This is a genomic window from Nocardia sp. CA-129566 (assembly GCF_050956075.1).
In the GTDB taxonomy this organism is placed as follows: Bacteria; Actinomycetota; Actinomycetes; order Mycobacteriales; family Mycobacteriaceae; genus Nocardia.
Map to the genome: position 1 here is coordinate 1689195 of NZ_CP192085.1, position 17934 is coordinate 1707128.

The following is a 17934-nucleotide window of genomic DNA, read 5'->3' on the forward strand; positions in this document are numbered from 1 at the left end:
GCGCCTCGCTGACGCTCGGCACCGGCACGAGCGTGTGCTCGGCTGTGTCTATTGTTCGCTCGCTGCGCTCGCTCATGTCGCATCCCCGCGGTGTTGTGCGGCGATCGCGGTCAGGCGCGTGACGGTCTGCTCGGCGACCGGCAGATCCAATGCCGAGATCCGCACCGCTCCGGCCGATGACGCCGTCGTCACGGTCACCGTCGCCAGTCCGAGCAACCGCTCCAGTGGACCGCGCTCGGTATCAACGGTCTGCACCCTGGAGATCGGCGCCACCCGGCTCTCCACCGCCAACCACCCGACCCGGGTGTACACCGCCTCATCGGTCACCTCCCACCGATGCACCGCGTACCGCCACAGCGGCACCACCCCGATGCTCAGCCCCGCCAGCACCACCGCGGCCGCGAAGACGACCAGCTGCGCGCCCCGGTGACCGGCGTCGACGAGCGCCCAGACGATCAGCGCCACGAAGGGAACCACCCACCCCATCGCGGCCTGAACAGACCACAAGAGCTTGGCCTTGGTGCTCGGGCGCCAGGCCGGATCGGCCATGATCGTGCGCGACTGCGACATGCCTGCCATGGTTGCACGCGCAAGCAGGGTTTCCCACCCTCGCACCGAGCGGACCGGCCGCCGCCGATGCGATCATGAACCACCGCAAAACCGCCTCGGCCAGGGCGGGAATACATTGGCTCGCGAATGCGGAATAGTGCGCGCAACCCGGGGGTTGGCAACGGTCACGAGCACTGGAGGGAGACAGCCCAGGATGTGTAGCGCATGATCGAGGGCGTGACCGAGCTAGCGACCCCGAGCGTCCCGCCTGCACCGCCAACGCCATCGGCTATGCGCCGTGCGCTGCGGCGGGCCCGCGATGGCGTGACACTGAACGTGGACGAGGCGGCCGTGCTGCTGCACGCGCGCGGTGACGACCTCGTCGACCTGTGTCGCAGCGCCGCCCGGGTGCGTGATGCCGGACTGGAATCGGCGGGGCGGCCGAAGACGATCAGTTATTCGCGCAATGTCTTCATTCCGCTGACCAGGCTGTGCCGGGACAAGTGCCACTACTGCACCTTCGTCACGGTGCCGGGCAAATTGCGCGCCGAGGGCAAGGGCATGTTCCTGGAGCCCGACGAGGTGCTCGATATCGCGCGCCGCGGTGCGGCGCTGGGCTGCAAGGAGGCGCTGTTCACCCTCGGTGACCGGCCCGAGGACCGCTGGCCCGAGGCCGCGCAGTGGCTCGACGAGCGCGGCTACGACTCCACCCTGGACTACCTGCGCGCCGTCTCGATCATGGTGCTCGAGGAGACCGGCCTGCTGCCGCATCTGAATCCGGGCGTCATGAGCTGGGCGGAGATCTCCCGGCTCAAGCCGGTCGCGCAGTCGATGGGCATGATGCTCGAGACGACCGCAACCCGGCTGTTCACCGAGAAGGGCAACTGCCACTACGGAAGTCCGGACAAGGATCCGGCACTGCGGTTGCGCGCCATCACCGATGCGGGTCGGCTGTCGGTGCCCTACACCACCGGCATTCTGGTCGGCATCGGCGAGACGCTGACCGAGCGGGCCGAGTCGATCATGGCGATCCGCAAGCAGCACAAGGCATTCGGGCATATCCAGGAAGTGATCATCCAGAACTTCCGCGCCAAGAACGACACCGCCATGCGCGACGTTCCGGACGCGGGTATGGAGGAATTCCGCGCCACCATCGCGGTCACCCGACTGCTGCTCGGACCCGATGTGCCGGTGCAGGCGCCGCCGAATCTGGTGTCGCACGAGGAATGTCGCGCCCTGATCGATGCGGGCATCGATGACTGGGGCGGCGTCTCGCCGGTCACCCCCGACCACGTGAATCCGGAACGGCCCTGGCCGAATCTGGATACGCTGCGCGAGATCACCGAGGCCGCGGGCTATCAGCTGGTCGAACGCACCTCCGCGCATCCGAAATATGTGCGCGCGGGCAATCCGTGGGTCGATCCGCGCATCGGCGCGCATGTCGCGGCGCTCACCGATCCGCAGACCGGTCTGGCGAATCCGGATGCGATTCCGGTGGGTCTGCCCTGGCAGGAACCGGACGAGTCATGGGAGTCGGCGGGCCGCGTCGATCTGAACACCTCGATCGACACCGAGGGCCGAAATACCGAGAGCCGCAGTGATTCCGCGCTCGGCCAGGATGTGGTCGGCGCCTTCGGCGACTGGGACACCATCCGCGAACAGGCCCGCGATCTCGCGGTGGCGGCACCCGAGCGGCTGGACTCCGATGTGCTCGCCGCGCTGCGGGCCGCCGAAAGCGATCCGGCTGGCCTCACCGACGCCGAATACCTCGCGCTGGCAACGGCGGAGGGGCCGGCACTGGAAGCCGTCGCCGCACTGGCCGACCAACTGCGTCGCGATGTCAACGGCGATCAGGTCACCTATGTGGTGAACCGGAATATCAACTTCACCAATATCTGCTACACCGGTTGCCGCTTCTGCGCATTCGCCCAGCGCAAGGGCGATGCCGACGCGTTCACCCTGAGCATGGACGAGGTCGCCGACCGCGCCTGGGAGGCGCATGTCGACGGCGCGACCGAAATCTGCATGCAGGGCGGTATCGACCCGGATCTGCCGGTCACCGGCTATGCCGATCTGGTGCGCGCGATCAAGCAGCGGGTGCCGTCGATGCATGTGCACGCGTTCAGCCCGATGGAGATCGTGAACGGTGCCTCGCGCGGCGGTCAGAGCATCCGCGATTGGCTGGTCGCGCTGAAGGAAGCCGGGCTGGACACGATTCCGGGCACGGCCGCGGAGATCCTCGACGACGAGGTCCGCTGGGTGCTCACCAAGGGCAAACTGCCGACCTCCGCCTGGATCGAGGTGATCACCACCGCGCATCAGGTCGGCCTGCGCTCCAGTTCCACCATGATGTACGGCCATGTGGACAATCCGAAGCACTGGGTCGGACATCTGCGGGTGCTGCGCGGAATCCAGGACGAGACAGGCGGTTTCACCGAATTCGTGCTGTTGCCGTTCGTCCATCAGAGCGCGCCGCTGTACCTGGCGGGCGCGGCGCGACCTGGCCCGACCATTCGGGACAATCGCGCGGCCCACGCCCTGGCCCGGATCATGCTGCACGGCCGCATCGATAACATTCAGACCAGCTGGGTGAAACTCGGCACGGCGGGTACGCGCATGATGCTCAACGGCGGCGCCAATGATCTCGGCGGCACCTTGATGGAAGAGACCATCTCCCGCATGGCCGGATCGCAGCACGGCTCCGCCAAGACGGTCGCGGAACTCGCCGAGATCGCCGAGGGCATCGGCCGTCCGGTGCGCGAACGCACCACCACCTACGGTGTTCCGGCACGCAAGATCTCCGCGGCGCTGCCACTGTCGGTGGGTTAGCGGCTGTTTCGCATTCACCCGGGTGGGCTGCGGAACAAAGTTGGTTAGGGCAGGCTGACCCGGAGTAACCTGGGCTGCCGGGATAGTGTGACGCTGGGCGGAGTATCCCCGTGAGGACAGACTAGGAGAGCGGCAGTGCCGTACATCATCGCTGAACCGTGCGTTGACGTGAAGGACAAGGCATGCATCGAAGAATGCCCCGTGGACTGCATCTACGAGGGTGGTCGCATGCTCTACATCCATCCCGACGAGTGCGTGGACTGTGGTGCATGTGAGCCGGTGTGCCCGGTGGAGGCGATCTTCTACGAAGACGACACCCCGGACCAGTGGAGCGGATACGTGAACGCCAATGTCGACTTCTTCGACGAGCTGGGCTCGCCCGGCGGCGCGACGAAGGTCGGCAAGGTGGATTACGACCCGCCGTTCATCAAAGAGCTGCCGCCGATGGCGAGTGAATGAGCTCTGAGGTGTCACCGCGTCCCCGCGACGGGAGCGACGGACCGGGAGGAGGCAGCCTGCGTAACCACGGCGGGGCCCGATCCCGTCGCCATCGGACACGGGTCAGTGCTCTGCTCCCCGACTTCCCCTGGGACACCATCGCGGCGGTGAAGGCCAAGGCCGCCGCGCATCCGGACGGAATCGTGGACCTGTCGGTCGGCACTCCGATCGATCCGGTGGACCCGCTGATCCGCGCCGCATTGAGTTCGGTCGCCGAGGTACCCGGCTATCCGACCACCCACGGCACCCCGGAGTTGCGCCTTGCGGCGGTCGACGCGCTGAAGCGGCGGTACGGGATCACGGGTCTGGACCCGGCCGCGGTACTGCCGGTGATCGGCACCAAGGAACTGATCGCCGGGCTGCCGCGGCTGCTCGGCCTCGGCGCGGACGATCTGGTCGTCATCCCCGAGGTCGCCTACCCGACCTACGAGGTGGGTGCGCTGCTGGCCGGTGCGCAGGTGGTGCGGGCCGACGGCCTGACCCAGTTGGGTCCGCGCTCGCCCGCCCTCATCTACGTGAACTCACCGTCGAATCCGACGGGGCGGGTGCTCGGGGTCGAGCATCTGCGCAAGGTGGTGCAGTTCGCGCGCGAGCGCGGCGCGGTCGTCGCCTCCGACGAGTGCTACCTGGGCCTGGCCTGGACGGTATCGACTGGTCGCTCCGCAGGCTCTGCTTCCGAGCATGCCGTCTCGATCCTGGATCCGGAGGTGTGCGACGGCGACCACACCGGCCTGCTCGCGGTGCACTCGCTGTCGAAGACCTCCAATCTGGCCAGCTACCGCGCCGGTTTCGTGGTCGGCGATCCGGAACTCGTCGCCGAAATGCTCGAGGTCCGCAAGCATTCCGGGATGATGGTGCCGTTCCCGATCCAGGCGGCCATGACCGCCGCGCTCGGTGACGACAACCATGAGGCACAGCAGCGTGAACGCTACCGTGCGCGTCGCGAGATACTGCGAAAGGCCTTGCAGCAAGCCGGTTTTCGCATCGATCACTCGGAAGCGGGCCTGTACCTGTGGTCCACTCGGGGCGAGCCGTGTCGCACCACTCTGGAGTGGCTGGCCGAGCGCGGCATCCTGGCCGCTCCCGGCGACTTCTACGGACCGGGCGCGGGCGAGTACGTGCGCATCGCACTCACCGCCACCGATGAGCGCATTCGGGCCGCGGCACAGCGGCTGAGCTGAGTCTCGCCGACACGGTCGGCGATCGCGCCCGACGACCCGGGAAACGGCGATAGCCTGGTGTATGGACTCTGTCACGGTAGTCCCTATCCCTGGTAACGAGCCGGTGCATTCCTATGCGCCGGGCAGTCGTGAGCGGGCGCTGCTGATCGCCAAGCTCACCGAGATCGCCGCCGAATCCATCGATATTCCGCTGGTCATCGGTGGGAAGCACCGGCCGGGCATCGGGGCTCGGCACGATATCGTCGCCCCGCATCGGCATCGGCAGGTGCTCGGCACCTACACCGATACCACCCACTCCGAAGCCCACGGCGCCATCGAGGCCGCCATCGCCGCGGCACCCGGCTGGCGGAACATGGCCTTCGATGAGCGGGCGGCCATCTTCCTGCGGGCCGCCGATCTACTGTCCGGGCCGTGGCGCGAGACCCTCGCCGCCGCGACCATGCTCGGCCAATCCAAGACGGTCCAGCAGGCCGAGATAGACGCTCCGTGCGAACTGGTCGACTTCTGGCGCTTCAATGTGGCCTTCGCGCGCCAGATCCTGCAGCAGCAGCCACAGTCGAGCGCCGGGGTGTGGAACCAGATGGACTATCGCCCGCTGGAGGGGTTCGTCTACGCGATCACGCCGTTCAACTTCACCGCGATCGCCGGGAATCTGCCCACTGCGCCCGCACTGATGGGCAATACCGTGGTGTGGAAACCCTCGCCCACCCAGACGCTCTCGGCGTTCTATACGATGCGGCTGCTCGATGCGGCCGGACTGCCGCCCGGTGTCATCAATATGGTGACCGGCGACGGTGTCGAGCTATCGGAGGTCGCACTCGTCGATCCGCGACTTGCTGGCATCCACTTCACCGGATCCACCAGGACATTTCAGTTCCTGTGGTCGCAGGTCGGCACGAATATCGGCCGCTACCATTGCTATCCTCGGTTGGTCGGTGAGACCGGCGGCAAGGACTTCATTGTCGCGCATCCGTCCGCGGATCCGGATGCCCTGCGTACCGCGCTGATTCGCGGCGCCTACGAATATCAGGGCCAGAAGTGCTCGGCGGCCTCGCGCGCCTATATTGCGCGCTCGGTGTGGCGCACGATCGGTGACGACTTCCTCGAACTGGCCAGGGAACTCACCTACGGTGACGTCGCGGATCTGACGAATTTCGGTGGGGCGCTGATCGATCGGCGCGCCTACGACAAGAATGTCGCCGCCATCGAGCGGGCCAGGTCGGCGGGTATCGCCATTGCGGCGGGCGGCGAATACGACGACAGCGAGGGCTGGTTCGTGCGGCCGACCGTACTGCTGGTGGACGATCCGCACGATGACGCCTTCGCCACCGAATACTTCGGCCCCATTCTCGCAGTGCACGTCTACGACGACGCCGAGCCCGGCTCCTACGCCGCGGTGCTGGCCGAGGTGGAATCGGCCGCGCCGTACGCACTGACCGGCGCGGTCTTCGCCCAGGATCGCAACGCCATCGAACAGGCCTCGGCCGCACTGCGATTCGCCGCGGGCAACTTCTATGTCAACGATAAGCCGACCGGTGCGGTGGTCGGTCAGCAGCCTTTCGGCGGTGCGCGCGCCTCGGGCACCGACGATAAAGCGGGCTCACCGCTGAATCTGCTGCGCTGGGTCGCGCCACGCACGATCAAGGAGACCTTCGTGCCGCCGGGTGATCACCGGTATCCGCACATGGAGTCGGAATGAATCCACTGCGGCCGGTCATCCTCGCGGCGGCCGATTCGCCACGACTGCAGCGGATGCTCACCGGAACTCCGATTACCGCCGATATCGTCCGGCGTTTCGTGGCGGGACAGGGCCGGGACGAATTGATCCCGGTGGTGTGGGAATTGCTGGCGAGCAGTCGACTGATCAGCGTCGATTTCCTCGGGGAGAACACTACCGACCGGGCCCGAGCCGATGCCACGGTGGCCGAATACCTGTCGCTGATCAATGATCTGGCGGCCTTGGGCGGATCCGCCGACGCCCCGGCGCACACCGAGGTGTCGGTGAAGCTGTCCGCGCTCGGCCGGGCGCTACCTGCGGACGGTCCCGCGATCGCCACCGAGAACCTGCGCATCCCGTGCACCAAGGCGGCTCAGGCCGGGGCGTGGGTCACCGTCGATGCCGAGGATCACAGCAGCACCGATGCCACGCTGGCCACCATTGGTGCATTGCGCACCGAATTCCCGTGGCTCGGTGCGGTATTACAGGCCGCGCGCTGGTCGGCAAGCCCTAGACCAGCGGCTTGCCGAGCCGATGCCGCCTGCGCATATCCCAGAGGTAGAGGTTCATCGGAAAGAGCCTGGCCTGCTTCGGAAGTCGGCGGTGTACCGCGCCGATGACCCGCAGCAGCCGGTTCGCGAAGCGTTCCTGACGGGCGCTCCAACGCATGTGCATCTGGTTGCGCAGGTGCGGCGGCAACAGGCTGGTCACGAAGAGTCGTTGCAGCGGTGCGAATATCCGCAATGGCCGGGACACCATCTTCAGATCGATGAGATCGTCGAGGTATGCGCGGGTGCGCGTGTCGATGGTCTTGGCCGCCAGATTGGTGTCCCAGTACTCCTGGAACGCCTTCCGGTCGGCGGGCCACATCTCCGGCCGCATCTGCAGGGTGGTGCCGAGTCGAGCCGCATACTGGTAGAACACCTCCGCGGTGTCCTCATCCATCGGTCCGTGTAGTCGCTGCTCCAGATCGACTACGCCCCAATACAAACAGGCGGCGACCCACAGTTGCAGCTTGGGGTCGAAGGCGTTGTATTCGACCGCGGCACCGGGCTTGGAATGCACCGCACGATGCGAGCCATTGACGGCCTCGCGGTAGATCGCGCGGTCGTATTCGGTGCCCATCAACGCGACGGCGAGATAGGTCAGCGTGGTGCGCATCCGCTTCCACGGGTGCACATCGATCCGGCCGGATTCGACCGTGCTCTCCATGACGCCGTAGCCGACGGGCCGCAGGCTCAGCTGCATGATGACATTGGCCGTCCCGCCGAGGAAGGCCGCGACACCGCTCCAGAACCGGTCCATGGCGAAGTCGTCGACGGTGCCGTAGCGGCAGGTTGCGACGGGATCTGGTGGCTCGGCGCGCAGGGGCAAGGTCATCGTTGGCCTCGGCTTTCCGGGTCGATCAGCGGCAAGAGAGTTCGATGAGAAGGTTGAGTAATAACCTTCTCATCGACTCGATAGCCTGTCAAACGATCCCGCTACACGAGCGGTTTACCCAATCGGATGCGCCTGCGAACGTCGAACAGGTAGGCGTTGATCGGGAACATCCGCAGCTGCCTCGGCAGCCGGGTGTGCACCGCCGAGATCGCCCGCAGCAGCCGATCGAAGCGGCGCTGATCCCGCTCGGTCCAGGTCATCCGCATCTCATTGCGCAAATGCGGGGGCAGCAGGCCGGTTACGAGGAACCGCTGGAGGCGGGCGAAGGTCAACCGAATCGGCCGCGGCAGCATCTTCAGGTCGATGAGATCGTTGAAGTAGTCGCGCAGGGCGGGCTCGATGCCGCGCTCGGGCAGCTTCTCATCCCAATACCGTTGGAACTGTGCGCGATCGGCGGGCCACATCTCCGGACGCATCTGCAATGTGGTGCCGAGCCGGGCGCAGTACTGGTAAAAGGCTTCGGCCACAGCGGGATCCATCGGACCGTGCATGCGGGTGTGGAGATCGTCGATGCCCCAGTAGAGACAGGCGGCCACCCAGAGTTGCAGGGTGGGATCGAAGGCGTTGTATTGCACCGGGCTCGTCGAGGTCGAGCGGACCGGGCGATGCGACTTGTTGACCGCGTCCCGGTACTGCGCGCGCTCCTGTTCCGAGCCCAGCAGCGCGACCGCGAGATAGCTGAGTGTGGTGCGCAGCCGTTTGATCGGGTGCAGTGTGACCTTGCCGCTGTCGACGGTGCTCTCCAGTACGCCGCGCCCGACGGGGCGCAGGCTCAGCTGCATGATCACATTGGCGGTGCCGCCCAGGAATGCCGCGAGTCCGTCGATGTATTCGACAACGGTTTCCGCAGTGATGGGTGCGACGGCGGTGGGGCCGGAATTCGGCAGGTAATCGGCGCGGCGGAGTGGTTCGGTCATCGTTGACCTCGCCTTTCTGTGGCCGCCCTGGCGATGGGCAGCGATGAGAAGGTTCGGCATAGACCTTCTCATCGCGTCGACGTGCTGTCAATCACGCTTTCCCGGCGTTCAGGGGCAGCGGCGGCTGATGGCATGCGATGCTGGCGGTGTCATTGTGTCAGGGGATAGGAATAGGGTGGGAAATTATGGCGAGTCTGACCAGACTGCTGGCCCTGGTGCGCAGCACCGGCCCGGAGGACCGCAATCAATCGCGGGTACTGGACGCCGCTCTGCTGGCGTTCCTGGATTTCGGCATCAAGCGGACCAGCATGGTGGAGGTCGCGCGGCGATGCGGCCTTTCGCTGGCCACGCTCTATCGGCGCTTCGCCAGCAAATCCGATCTGATTCAGGCGGTCGGGATGCGGCAGGCGCGCCAGTTCGTCGAGGAGGTGGATGCGGCGCAGCAGCGGCAGGTCGATCGCGATGCCGGCGCCGAGGCGCAGATCGTGGAACTGTTCGTCGCGTTCCTGAACGGATTGCGCGGCAATAAGCTGCTCGAACGATTGTTGAAGACCGAGCCGGAGATCGTGCTGCCCTATCTCACGGTCAAGGGTGCGCCGATCCTCGAGCTCGGGCGCGACTACCTGGCCGAATTCATTACCCGGCTGCAGGACGAGGGCAAGCTGCCCGATTACGACCCGGAGCCGCTCGCCGAGATGATCGCCCGGACGGCGCTGTCATTGGCGCTGACGCCGCAGACGGTGCTCCCGCTCGACGATGACGCGGCGATCCGGAAGTTCGCCCGCGACCATGTGGTCGTTTCGTTCCGGCTGTAGCTCACCCACCCGTCGGCTCCGTGGTCACACCAGGCGCAGTCCGAACCGTCTGCGCACGCGCATGTCCCACAGGTAGGCATTGATCGGAAACATCCTGGCCTGCTTCGGCATTCGCGCGGTTACCGCACCCGCGGTGTGCAGGATCGCGGCCAGGATCCGATCGTCGCGCGCGGTCCAGGTCATACCCATCTGGTCGCGCAGATGTTCGGGCAGCAGGCCGGTGACCACGAATCGGTGGAATCGGACGAAGGGCAGGCGGGCGGGCAGCGGGAGCATCTTCAGGTCGATGAGTTCGTTGAAGTATTCGCGGATCGGGGGATCGATGGTGGTTTTCGCGAGCTGCTCGGACCAGTACGCGTCGAATGCGGCGCGATCGCTCGGCCACAGCCCCGGATGCATCTGCAGGGTGGTGCCCAGTCGGGCGCTGTAGTAGTAGAAGGCCTCGGCCTCGGTGTCGCGCATCGGGCCGTGCATGCGCTCGTAGATATCGCGGGCGCCCCAGTACAGACAGGCTGCGACCCACAGTTGCAGCTCCGGATCGAAAGCGTTGTACTGCACCGGACTCGCCGCGGTCGATTTGACGGTGCGATGCGAGGAGTTCACGGCGTCGCGGTAGGCGGCGCGTTCGTCTTCGGTGCCGAGCATGGCGACCGAGAGGTAGGTGAGGGTGGTACGCAACCGCTTGACCGGATGCAGCATGACCTTGCCGCTGTCGACGGTGCTCTCCAGCACGCCATAGCCGACCGGCAGCGTGCTGAGCTGCATGATGACATTCGCCGTGCCGCCGAAGAAGGCGGCGACACCGTCGATGTACTGCTCGATATCGAAGCCGTTCCGGGCGTTCGGCGCTGGCTTTCGAAGTGGACTGGTCATTATCGACCCCGTTCTCATCGTTGAGAAGGATATGGGTTAACACTCTCACCGCCTCATGGGTGTGTCAACCGTCATCAGGGCCGTCGTGCTGCTGTCAAGGGGCTGCGGTCAAGGGGCAGCGTCGTGCGGTGCGGTCGCGCCGAAGTAGCGTGAGCGAATGTCGTTCGATCCGCAGTTGCTGCTTCGTTCGCTCAACCCGCTCGCCGTCGCCGCGGGGGCGGATATCCCGGATGCCGTAACCATCGATGGGGTCACCCTGTCGCGCAGCGATTTGCTCGGCGCCGCGACATCGGTCGCCGAGCGCATCGCGCGCGCGGATCGGGTGGCGGTGCTGGCCCGGCCGACCGTGACCACGGTGCTCGCGGTCGTCGGCTGCCTCATCGCGGGCGTGACGGTGGTGCCGGTGCCACCGGATTCGGGGACCGCCGAACTCGCGCATATCCTCACCGACTCGGGTGCGCAGGCCTGGCTCGGTGACGCGCCGGAGGGCTCGGAACTGCCGAAGGTACCGGTGCGTGTGCACGCCCGCTCCTGGCATTCCTATCCCGAACCCGATCCGGCCACACCGGCATTCGTGCTCTACACCTCGGGGACCACCGGTCTGCCCAAGGGAGTCGTGCTCAACCGCGGCGCCATCGCCGCCGGGCTGGACGCGCTCGCCGACGCATGGGCCTGGACGTCGAATGATGTACTGGTGCACGGGCTTCCGCTATTCCATGTGCACGGGCTGATCCTGGGCCTGCTGGGACCGCTGCGGGTCGGCAGCCCGCTGATCCATACCGGTAAGCCGACACCGCAGGCTTATGCGCGAGCTCGCGGCACGCTCTACTTCGGTGTGCCGACCGTATGGTCGCGTGTTGTCGAAGATCCCGATGCCGCAAGGCGATTGGCCGACGCGCGACTGCTCGTCTCGGGCAGTGCGCCGCTGCCGGTGCCGGTCTTCGAGCGGCTGCGTGAACTCACCGGACACGCCCCGATCGAGCGGTATGGCATGAGCGAAACGATGATCACGCTGTCCACCCGCGCCGACGGGGAACGCCGCCCGGGTTGGGTCGGTACTCCGGTCGCCGGCGTCGAGACCCGGCTCCGGGATGAGGTCGGCGCGGACGTTCCGCATGACGGTGAGAGCATCGGTGGTCTGCAGGTCCGCGGTCCGATGCTCTTCGACGGCTACTACAACCGGGTCGAGGCGACCGCCGAATGCTGGACCGACGACGGCTGGTTCAGGACCGGTGACGTCGCGGCCATCGATGCCGACGGCTTCCATCGCATTGTCGGCCGGGAATCGGTGGACCTCATCAAATCCGGTGGATACCGCATCGGCGCGGGGGAGGTCGAGACCGTACTGCTCGGACATCCGCAGGTCGCCGAGGTGGCTGTGGTCGGGCTCCCCGATGCCGATCTGGGGCAGCGCATCGTCGCCTATGTCGTATTGCGCGGTGCCGTACCGGATTCCATCGAGAAGGACCTCATCGAGCATGTGGCCGAGCAACTTTCGGTGCACAAGCGCCCGCGCGAGGTGCGCGTGGTGGATGCGTTGCCGCGCAATGCCATGGGGAAGGTGCAGAAGAAGCTGCTGGGCTGAGCGGCGGGGTCTTGACCTCAACATAAGTTCAGGTCCTACGGTCGCGGCATGAGCGAAGCACTGACCTCCGAACAGATCGACTATCTGCACACGCAGCGACTCGGCCGATTGGCGACCGTGCGCCCCGACGGTTCGCCGCAGAACAGCCCCGTCGGCTTCCACTACAACGCGGAACTCGGCACCATCGATATCGCGGGCTGGAATATGGGTAACTCCTGGAAGTTCCGCAATATCGCCACCAATAACCGCGTCGCCTTCGTGGTCGACGATATCGCCTCGGTCCAGCCCTGGCGCGTGCGCTGCCTCGAAATCCGCGGCACCGCAGAACAATTGACCGATGTCGAGCCCTACATCCAGGGCGTCGCCCGCGAAATGATCCGCATCCACCCCACCCGAATCATTGCCTTCGGCTTAGAAGCTGGCGCCACCCACGCTTAGCGGTCTGTTTCGGAGCAACATTCGGCCCAGACCTCCCCTGACGTGGTGGTCCGGATAGATCCAGCAACTGATCTCGCATGCGCACCCCAGGGGCAGCCCTGGGGCCCAGGGGGAAAGGAGGCGGCTAATCGTCTACGCACTCCTGGCCAATAGAGGATCATAGCTTGTAGCTATTGCTCTGCAACAAGCGCGTTTATCTACTCTGTGGCGATCAAAAAGGAGACGGGCTCATGGCTGACGACTCGAACCCGGTCGACGGTACACCCCAGACCGACAAAGATAGAAAGAGCCACCCGAACCCAAAGCCCAGCCCAGCGCTGGTTGACCGGGCATCTGCTGCGAAGTCTGACAATGAAACGCTCGATGCGGATCCTGTGGAAACGGCCTGGCGGATCCAGACCGCGATTATGGACTGGATGGGCAAGGTCGACCTCAAGGCGTCTTTCACTTTCACCCTCGATGCCGCTGTGCTCGGTAGCGTCCTTGCTCTGTCGAAAGACGGCGGGCTCTTCGCCGGGCTGGGCGGATTTTCGCGTTTCTGTTATATCGTCGGGTTGGTGCTGTTGGCAGCCTCAGCAGCGTTCGCGGTCGGCGTCATACTTCCCAAAATGCGGGGCCCGGTAACTGAGAAGAATTTCATTTATTTCGGCAACCTTCGCAAATATCTCGATGCTGAGGATGTAGAGAAGCAACTCAGGTCCAAGCAGGTTCTTCCTGCCCTAGCAGAGCAGTTGTATCGGGTCAGTGGCATTGCCTGGAAAAAGCACACCTATATCCAGTACTCGCTGGGGTTCGCCGCTGCTGCGATGATTTTTCTTGTGCTGAGTTTCTTGACCAAGTAGGGGTTACGACTGGTGAACCGGCCTATTGTAAGAACCCTTTGGCTGGTCAGCTCGAGAGTCACGGTAGGCGCGGGTCTCGAGCGTGCTGGACTCGAGAAACTCACATCGGATGCAGATCTCCTTTATCCAATGAGGCGACTGCCGAGCTATCGCAGTTGGTCCGTGAGCGCAACACGGCGTGTGGCGTCGTTCTGGACGGTGGTCGCCTGCAGTGAGTGGTTGGTGAAGTAGAGCCCGGCGACACCGCAGACCGCCGCCGGCCTCGGCCGCCAATGTCACTCTTGTCGCGCCTGGGGCCGGCGCCTGAAGATTCGGAGAGGCGGACGAGCCGAGCTCAGTCGTTGGCGTGCAGGTCGGCGTTGAGTTCGATGCCGGTGCCCTTGCGGGGAACGACCTCGACGGCGCCGGTGGTGGAGTTGCGGCGGAAGAGCAGGTTGTTCTGGCCGCTGAGGGTGGCGGCCTTGACCACCGTGCCGTCAGGGGCGGTGACCTTGGTGCCGGCGGTCAGGTAGAGACCCGCTTCCAGCACGCAGTCGTCGCCGAGCGGGATGCCGAGGCCGGAGTTGGCGCCGAGCAGGGAGCGTTCGCCGATCGAAATGATGGTGGTGCCGCCGCCGGACAGCGTGCCCATGGTGGAGGCGCCGCCGCCGATATCGGAGCCGTCGCCGACCACGACGCCCGCGGAGATGCGACCCTCGACCATCGAGGCACCGAGGGTGCCGGCGTTGAAGTTCACGAAGCCCTCGTGCATGACGGTCGTGCCCGAGGCGAGATGCGCGCCGAGGCGAACCCGGTCGGCGTCACCGATGCGCACACCCGACGGCACGACATAGTCGACCATCCGCGGGAACTTGTCGATGCTGTACACGGTGACCGGCCCGCGCGCGCGCAGCTTGGCGCGGGTCGCCTCGAAGCCCTCCACCGCGGCCGGGCCATGGTTGGTCCACACCACGTTGCTGAGCAGCCCGAACTGCCCGTCCAAACTCACCTCGTGCGGCTTGACCAGCCGATGCGAGAGCAGATGCAGCCGCAGGTACACATCGTGCGCGTCGACCGGCGCCGCGGACAGATCGGCGATCGTGGTCCGCACCGCGATCACATCCACACCGCGCGCCTCGTCGAACCCGAGCAGTGCGCTGAATTCAGCAGGTGCCTCATCCAGCCGCTTCGTCCCCGTGTCACCGAACGCGCCCAACTCCGGATTGGGATACCAGGTATCCAATACGGTCCCGTCCGCGGTCACATTGGCGATACCGACTGCTGCTGCTCCCTGAATGCTCACGTCAACAGAGGTTACCCACCCGCCGTCGCCCATGGTGAGCCACGTCGACCTGGGCCCCAGCGGATGCCAACCCCGTGGTGCCGGCTGGTCGATCTCCTCGACATCGATGCCGAATACGCGCTGCCACTGATCGCTATCGGCCACAGCCGTATTCATCTCCATCGGCCGACCGCCGAAGCGTCCGAAAGTACTGCCGCGCAAACTCGATACGGCCGCCGCGGCGGTGGCCTGGACGCCGATCGCCTCGATCAGCTCGGTATCGGCCGGATCGCCCCATAACCGGGTATGCACGCGGCCGATCTCCATGCGCCCGCCCGATGCGGAGCCCGATGCCGATCGGCGCAGGTGTCGAGCCGCACGAACGGCACCTTGATGGCGACGGGCGCAACCGGAGACCAACCCTGCGCCCGTAGGCTGACAGCCGTGACCATCGACTTGCGCGCCGACCCCATTGCCCTCACCGCTGCCCTGGTCGATATCCCGAGCGTCTCGCGGGACGAAGCGGTGATCGCCGATGTCGTCGAGCGGGCGCTGCGTGAGCAGACCACGGGGTTCGAGGTGCTGCGGCACGGCAATGTCGTCTTGGCCCGCACCGATCTGGGGCGGCCGACCCGGGTCATTCTCGCCGGCCACCTGGACACCGTGCCCATTGCCGACAATGTCCCGAGCAGGTTCGTGGACGAGGCGGGCGAGCGCCAGCTCTATGGCTGCGGCACCGTCGATATGAAATCCGGTGACGCGGTATTCCTGCATCTGGCCGCGACCGTCGCCGAACCCGTGCACGATCTGACGCTGATGTTCTACGACTGCGAGGAGATCGCGGCCAAGTACAACGGCCTCAATCACATCGAGCGCGAGCTGCCGGACTGGCTGGTCGGTGATCTGGCGATCCTCGGTGAACCCTCCGGCGGCGTCATCGAGGCGGGTTGCCAAGGCACCCTTCGCCTCCGCCTCACGACCACGGGGGTGCGGGCCCATTCGGCGCGGTCCTGGAAGGGCGACAATGCAATTCACCGGCTGGCCCCGGCGCTGCAGCGGCTCGCCGACTACAAGGCCCGCGAGGTCGACATCGACGGCTGCGTCTATCGCGAGGGCCTGTCCGCGGTCCACATCGGCGGCGGGGTGGCGGGCAATGTGATTCCGGACGAGGCCGAGGTGGTCGTGAACTTCCGCTTCGCCCCGGACCGCACGGTCGAGCAGGCGGCCGAACATGTGCGCGCGGTATTCGACGGACTCGAACTCGACTTCGAGCTCACCGATTCCGCCGCGGGCGCGCTGCCGGGCCTTTCCGCGCCCGCCGCCAAGGACCTCATCGCCGTGGTCGGCGCCGACAGCGTGCGCGCCAAATACGGCTGGACCGATGTCGCGCGCTTCGCCGCCCGCGGCATCCCGGCGGTGAATTTCGGGCCGGGCGACCCCAATCTCGCGCACAAGCGCGACGAACACGTTCCGGTTGCCCAGATCACCTCGGTCGCCGAGGTATTGCGCGGCTACCTCACCGGTGCGGTCGGCTGAACTCCGGCACGGGCCGCCGCGAACCGGGCCAGCCCGGTAGCCTGTGCGCCATGTCCACCGAAGCCGCCGACAACGAGATCGCAAGCACGCCGAAGTCGACACCCAAATTCCGCGGACCGATCATGTTCCGCCGCGATCGCAAGCCGGGCGGCACCGCCGACCAGAACCTCCTCGACAAGCACGGCCCCAGTGACTGGGTGCATACCGATCCGTGGCGGGTGTTGCGTATCCAGGCCGAATTCGTCGAGGGCTTCGGTGCGCTCGCCGAAGTGCCGCGCGCGGTCACGGTTTTCGGTTCGGCTCGCACTCCGGCGGGTCATCCGGAGTATCAGGCCGCCATGGCCATCGGCGGCGCGCTGGCACAGGCCGGATTCGCGGTGATCACCGGCGGCGGTCCCGGCGTTATGGAGGCCACGAACCGCGGCGCATCGGAGGCGGGCGGCTATTCGATCGGACTCGGCATCGAGCTGCCCTTCGAGCAGAGCCTCAACGAGTGGGTCGATCTCGGCATCAACTTCCGCTACTTCTTCGCCCGCAAAACCATGTTCGTGAAGTACTCGCAGGCATTCATCTGCCTGCCGGGCGGTTTCGGCACCCTGGATGAACTGTTCGAGGCATTGACCCTGGTGCAGACCCGCAAGATCACCCGCTTCCCGATCATCCTGTTCGGCAGCAAGTACTGGGCCGGACTCGTCGACTGGCTGCGTGATTCGCTCGGCGGCTCCGGCAAGATCTCACCCGGTGATCTCGGTTTGCTGCATGTGACCGACAGTGTCGAGGAGGTCGTACAGATCATCCTGTCGGCCGCGGAGTCGAATAATGGCGTCGAGGCCATCGGTACGGAGGACCAGTGGTGAGTGAGCGCGGGTACGCGGTGTGCGTCTACTGCTCGGCCAGCACCGGCGAACCCGAACTGCTCGCACTGGCCGCCCGGGTCGGCACCGAAATCGCTAGGCGCGGTTGGCAATTGGTCTCCGGTGGTGGTCACGTCTCGATGATGGGCGCGGTCGCGACCGGCGCCCGCGCCGGCGGCGCGCACACCATCGGGGTGATCCCGAAACATCTGGTGCACAAGGAAGTAGCCGATGTCGACGCCGACGAGCTGATCGTCACCGACACCATGCGCCAGCGCAAACAGGTCATGGAGGATCGCGCCGACGCCTTCCTCACCCTGCCCGGCGGCATCGGCACACTCGAGGAATTCTTCGAAACCTGGACCGGCGGCTATCTGGGCCAGCACGATAAGCCGGTGGTCGTGCTCGATCCGAACGGTTTCTTTCGAGGTCTGTTCGACTGGCTGGACGAGCTCTACGCTCGCAAGTTCGTATCCGAGTCGGCCAAGGCCCGGATCACCGTGGTCGAGGATCTGCCAACGGCCTTCGCGGCCCTTCGACCCGATGTGCCACAACAGCCGGCACCGGAGCACGCCACCACGCTCGACGAGGAGATGTGA

Annotated in this window: 17 protein-coding genes; 12 read left to right on the forward strand and 5 right to left on the reverse strand. The window is 65.9% G+C overall.

Going from position 1 to position 17934, the window contains the following annotated elements:
• Window positions 1-72 precede the first annotated feature (72 nt).
• Entirely contained in the window at window positions 73-570 is a 498-nt protein-coding gene (locus ACQP0C_RS07680) for a PH domain-containing protein (RefSeq protein WP_433731928.1), read from the reverse strand.
• 204 nt (window positions 571-774) lie between these two features.
• Between ACQP0C_RS07680 and ACQP0C_RS07685 the strand changes: the two genes are divergently transcribed.
• The 5 genes from ACQP0C_RS07685 (at window position 775) to ACQP0C_RS07705 (ending at window position 7394) form a co-directional block, all read left to right on the forward strand.
• On the forward strand, window positions 775-3378 hold the full coding sequence (locus ACQP0C_RS07685) for a bifunctional FO biosynthesis protein CofGH (RefSeq protein WP_433731930.1): 2604 nt from the start codon (window positions 775-777) through the stop codon (window positions 3376-3378).
• A 135-nt stretch (window positions 3379-3513) separates the two neighbouring features.
• A complete protein-coding gene (fdxA, locus tag ACQP0C_RS07690; RefSeq protein WP_014987978.1) occupies window positions 3514-3837 on the forward strand; it encodes a ferredoxin in 324 nt (107 codons plus the stop codon).
• Window positions 3838-3893: 56 nt separating this feature from the next.
• A complete protein-coding gene (gene dapC / locus ACQP0C_RS07695) occupies window positions 3894-5057 on the forward strand; it encodes a succinyldiaminopimelate transaminase (RefSeq protein ID WP_433734470.1) in 1164 nt (387 codons plus the stop codon).
• 61 nt (window positions 5058-5118) lie between these two features.
• A complete protein-coding gene (pruA, locus tag ACQP0C_RS07700; RefSeq protein ID WP_433731932.1) occupies window positions 5119-6756 on the forward strand; it encodes an L-glutamate gamma-semialdehyde dehydrogenase in 1638 nt (545 codons plus the stop codon).
• Complete coding sequence (locus tag ACQP0C_RS07705) at window positions 6753-7394, forward strand: proline dehydrogenase family protein (protein ID WP_433731934.1); 642 nt, start codon at window positions 6753-6755, stop codon at window positions 7392-7394. Before pruA ends, ACQP0C_RS07705 begins: the two co-directional genes overlap by 4 nt.
• Here ACQP0C_RS07705 and ACQP0C_RS07710 read toward each other — a convergent pair.
• Both ACQP0C_RS07710 and ACQP0C_RS07715 read right to left on the reverse strand, forming a co-directional pair.
• Window positions 7285-8154 (reverse strand): oxygenase MpaB family protein, encoded by an 870-nt coding sequence (locus tag ACQP0C_RS07710; protein WP_433731936.1) that lies wholly within the window; start codon window positions 8152-8154, stop codon window positions 7285-7287. The genes ACQP0C_RS07705 and ACQP0C_RS07710 overlap by 110 nt on opposite strands.
• 101 nt (window positions 8155-8255) lie before the next feature.
• Window positions 8256-9131 (reverse strand): oxygenase MpaB family protein, encoded by an 876-nt coding sequence (locus tag ACQP0C_RS07715; RefSeq protein WP_433731938.1) that lies wholly within the window; start codon window positions 9129-9131, stop codon window positions 8256-8258.
• Window positions 9132-9316: 185 nt separating this feature from the next.
• On the opposite strand from ACQP0C_RS07715, the gene ACQP0C_RS07720 reads away from it, so the two are divergent.
• Window positions 9317-9946 carry a TetR/AcrR family transcriptional regulator gene (locus tag ACQP0C_RS07720; RefSeq protein WP_433731940.1) on the forward strand — a complete coding sequence of 210 codons (630 nt, stop codon included), beginning with the start codon at window positions 9317-9319 and terminating at the stop codon, window positions 9944-9946.
• Between the two features lie 24 nt (window positions 9947-9970).
• Here ACQP0C_RS07720 and ACQP0C_RS07725 read toward each other — a convergent pair whose 3' ends face one another.
• On the reverse strand, window positions 9971-10819 hold the full coding sequence (locus ACQP0C_RS07725) for an oxygenase MpaB family protein (protein ID WP_433731942.1): 849 nt from the start codon (window positions 10817-10819) through the stop codon (window positions 9971-9973).
• A 157-nt stretch (window positions 10820-10976) separates the two neighbouring features.
• Between ACQP0C_RS07725 and ACQP0C_RS07730 the strand changes: the two genes are divergently transcribed.
• From ACQP0C_RS07730 to ACQP0C_RS07740, 3 genes are all read left to right on the forward strand, one after another.
• Window positions 10977-12404, forward strand: a complete 1428-nt coding sequence (locus ACQP0C_RS07730; RefSeq protein WP_433731944.1) for an acyl-CoA synthetase — start codon at window positions 10977-10979, stop codon at window positions 12402-12404.
• Between the two features lie 48 nt (window positions 12405-12452).
• Complete coding sequence (locus tag ACQP0C_RS07735; protein ID WP_433731946.1) at window positions 12453-12842, forward strand: PPOX class F420-dependent oxidoreductase; 390 nt, start codon at window positions 12453-12455, stop codon at window positions 12840-12842.
• Window positions 12843-13072: 230 nt separating this feature from the next.
• Window positions 13073-13684: a Pycsar system effector family protein gene (locus ACQP0C_RS07740; RefSeq protein WP_433731948.1), complete on the forward strand. Its 612-nt coding sequence runs from the start codon at window positions 13073-13075 to the stop codon at window positions 13682-13684.
• Window positions 13685-14018: 334 nt separating this feature from the next.
• On the opposite strand, the gene dapD is transcribed toward ACQP0C_RS07740, so the two are convergent.
• A complete protein-coding gene (gene dapD / locus ACQP0C_RS07745; RefSeq protein ID WP_433734471.1) occupies window positions 14019-14966 on the reverse strand; it encodes a 2,3,4,5-tetrahydropyridine-2,6-dicarboxylate N-succinyltransferase in 948 nt (315 codons plus the stop codon).
• 423 nt (window positions 14967-15389) lie between these two features.
• Here dapD and dapE point away from each other — a divergent pair, with 423 nt between their 5' ends.
• Genes dapE through ACQP0C_RS07760 form a run of 3 tightly spaced genes read left to right on the forward strand, consistent with a single transcriptional unit; the run spans window position 15390 to window position 17934 of the window.
• Window positions 15390-16481 carry a succinyl-diaminopimelate desuccinylase gene (dapE, locus tag ACQP0C_RS07750; protein WP_433731950.1) on the forward strand — a complete coding sequence of 364 codons (1092 nt, stop codon included), beginning with the start codon at window positions 15390-15392 and terminating at the stop codon, window positions 16479-16481.
• Between the two features lie 50 nt (window positions 16482-16531).
• Complete coding sequence (locus tag ACQP0C_RS07755) at window positions 16532-17338, forward strand: TIGR00730 family Rossman fold protein (RefSeq protein WP_433731952.1); 807 nt, start codon at window positions 16532-16534, stop codon at window positions 17336-17338.
• Window positions 17332-17934: a TIGR00730 family Rossman fold protein gene (locus tag ACQP0C_RS07760; protein ID WP_433731954.1), complete on the forward strand. Its 603-nt coding sequence runs from the start codon at window positions 17332-17334 to the stop codon at window positions 17932-17934. The genes ACQP0C_RS07755 and ACQP0C_RS07760 overlap by 7 nt, the downstream gene beginning before the upstream one ends.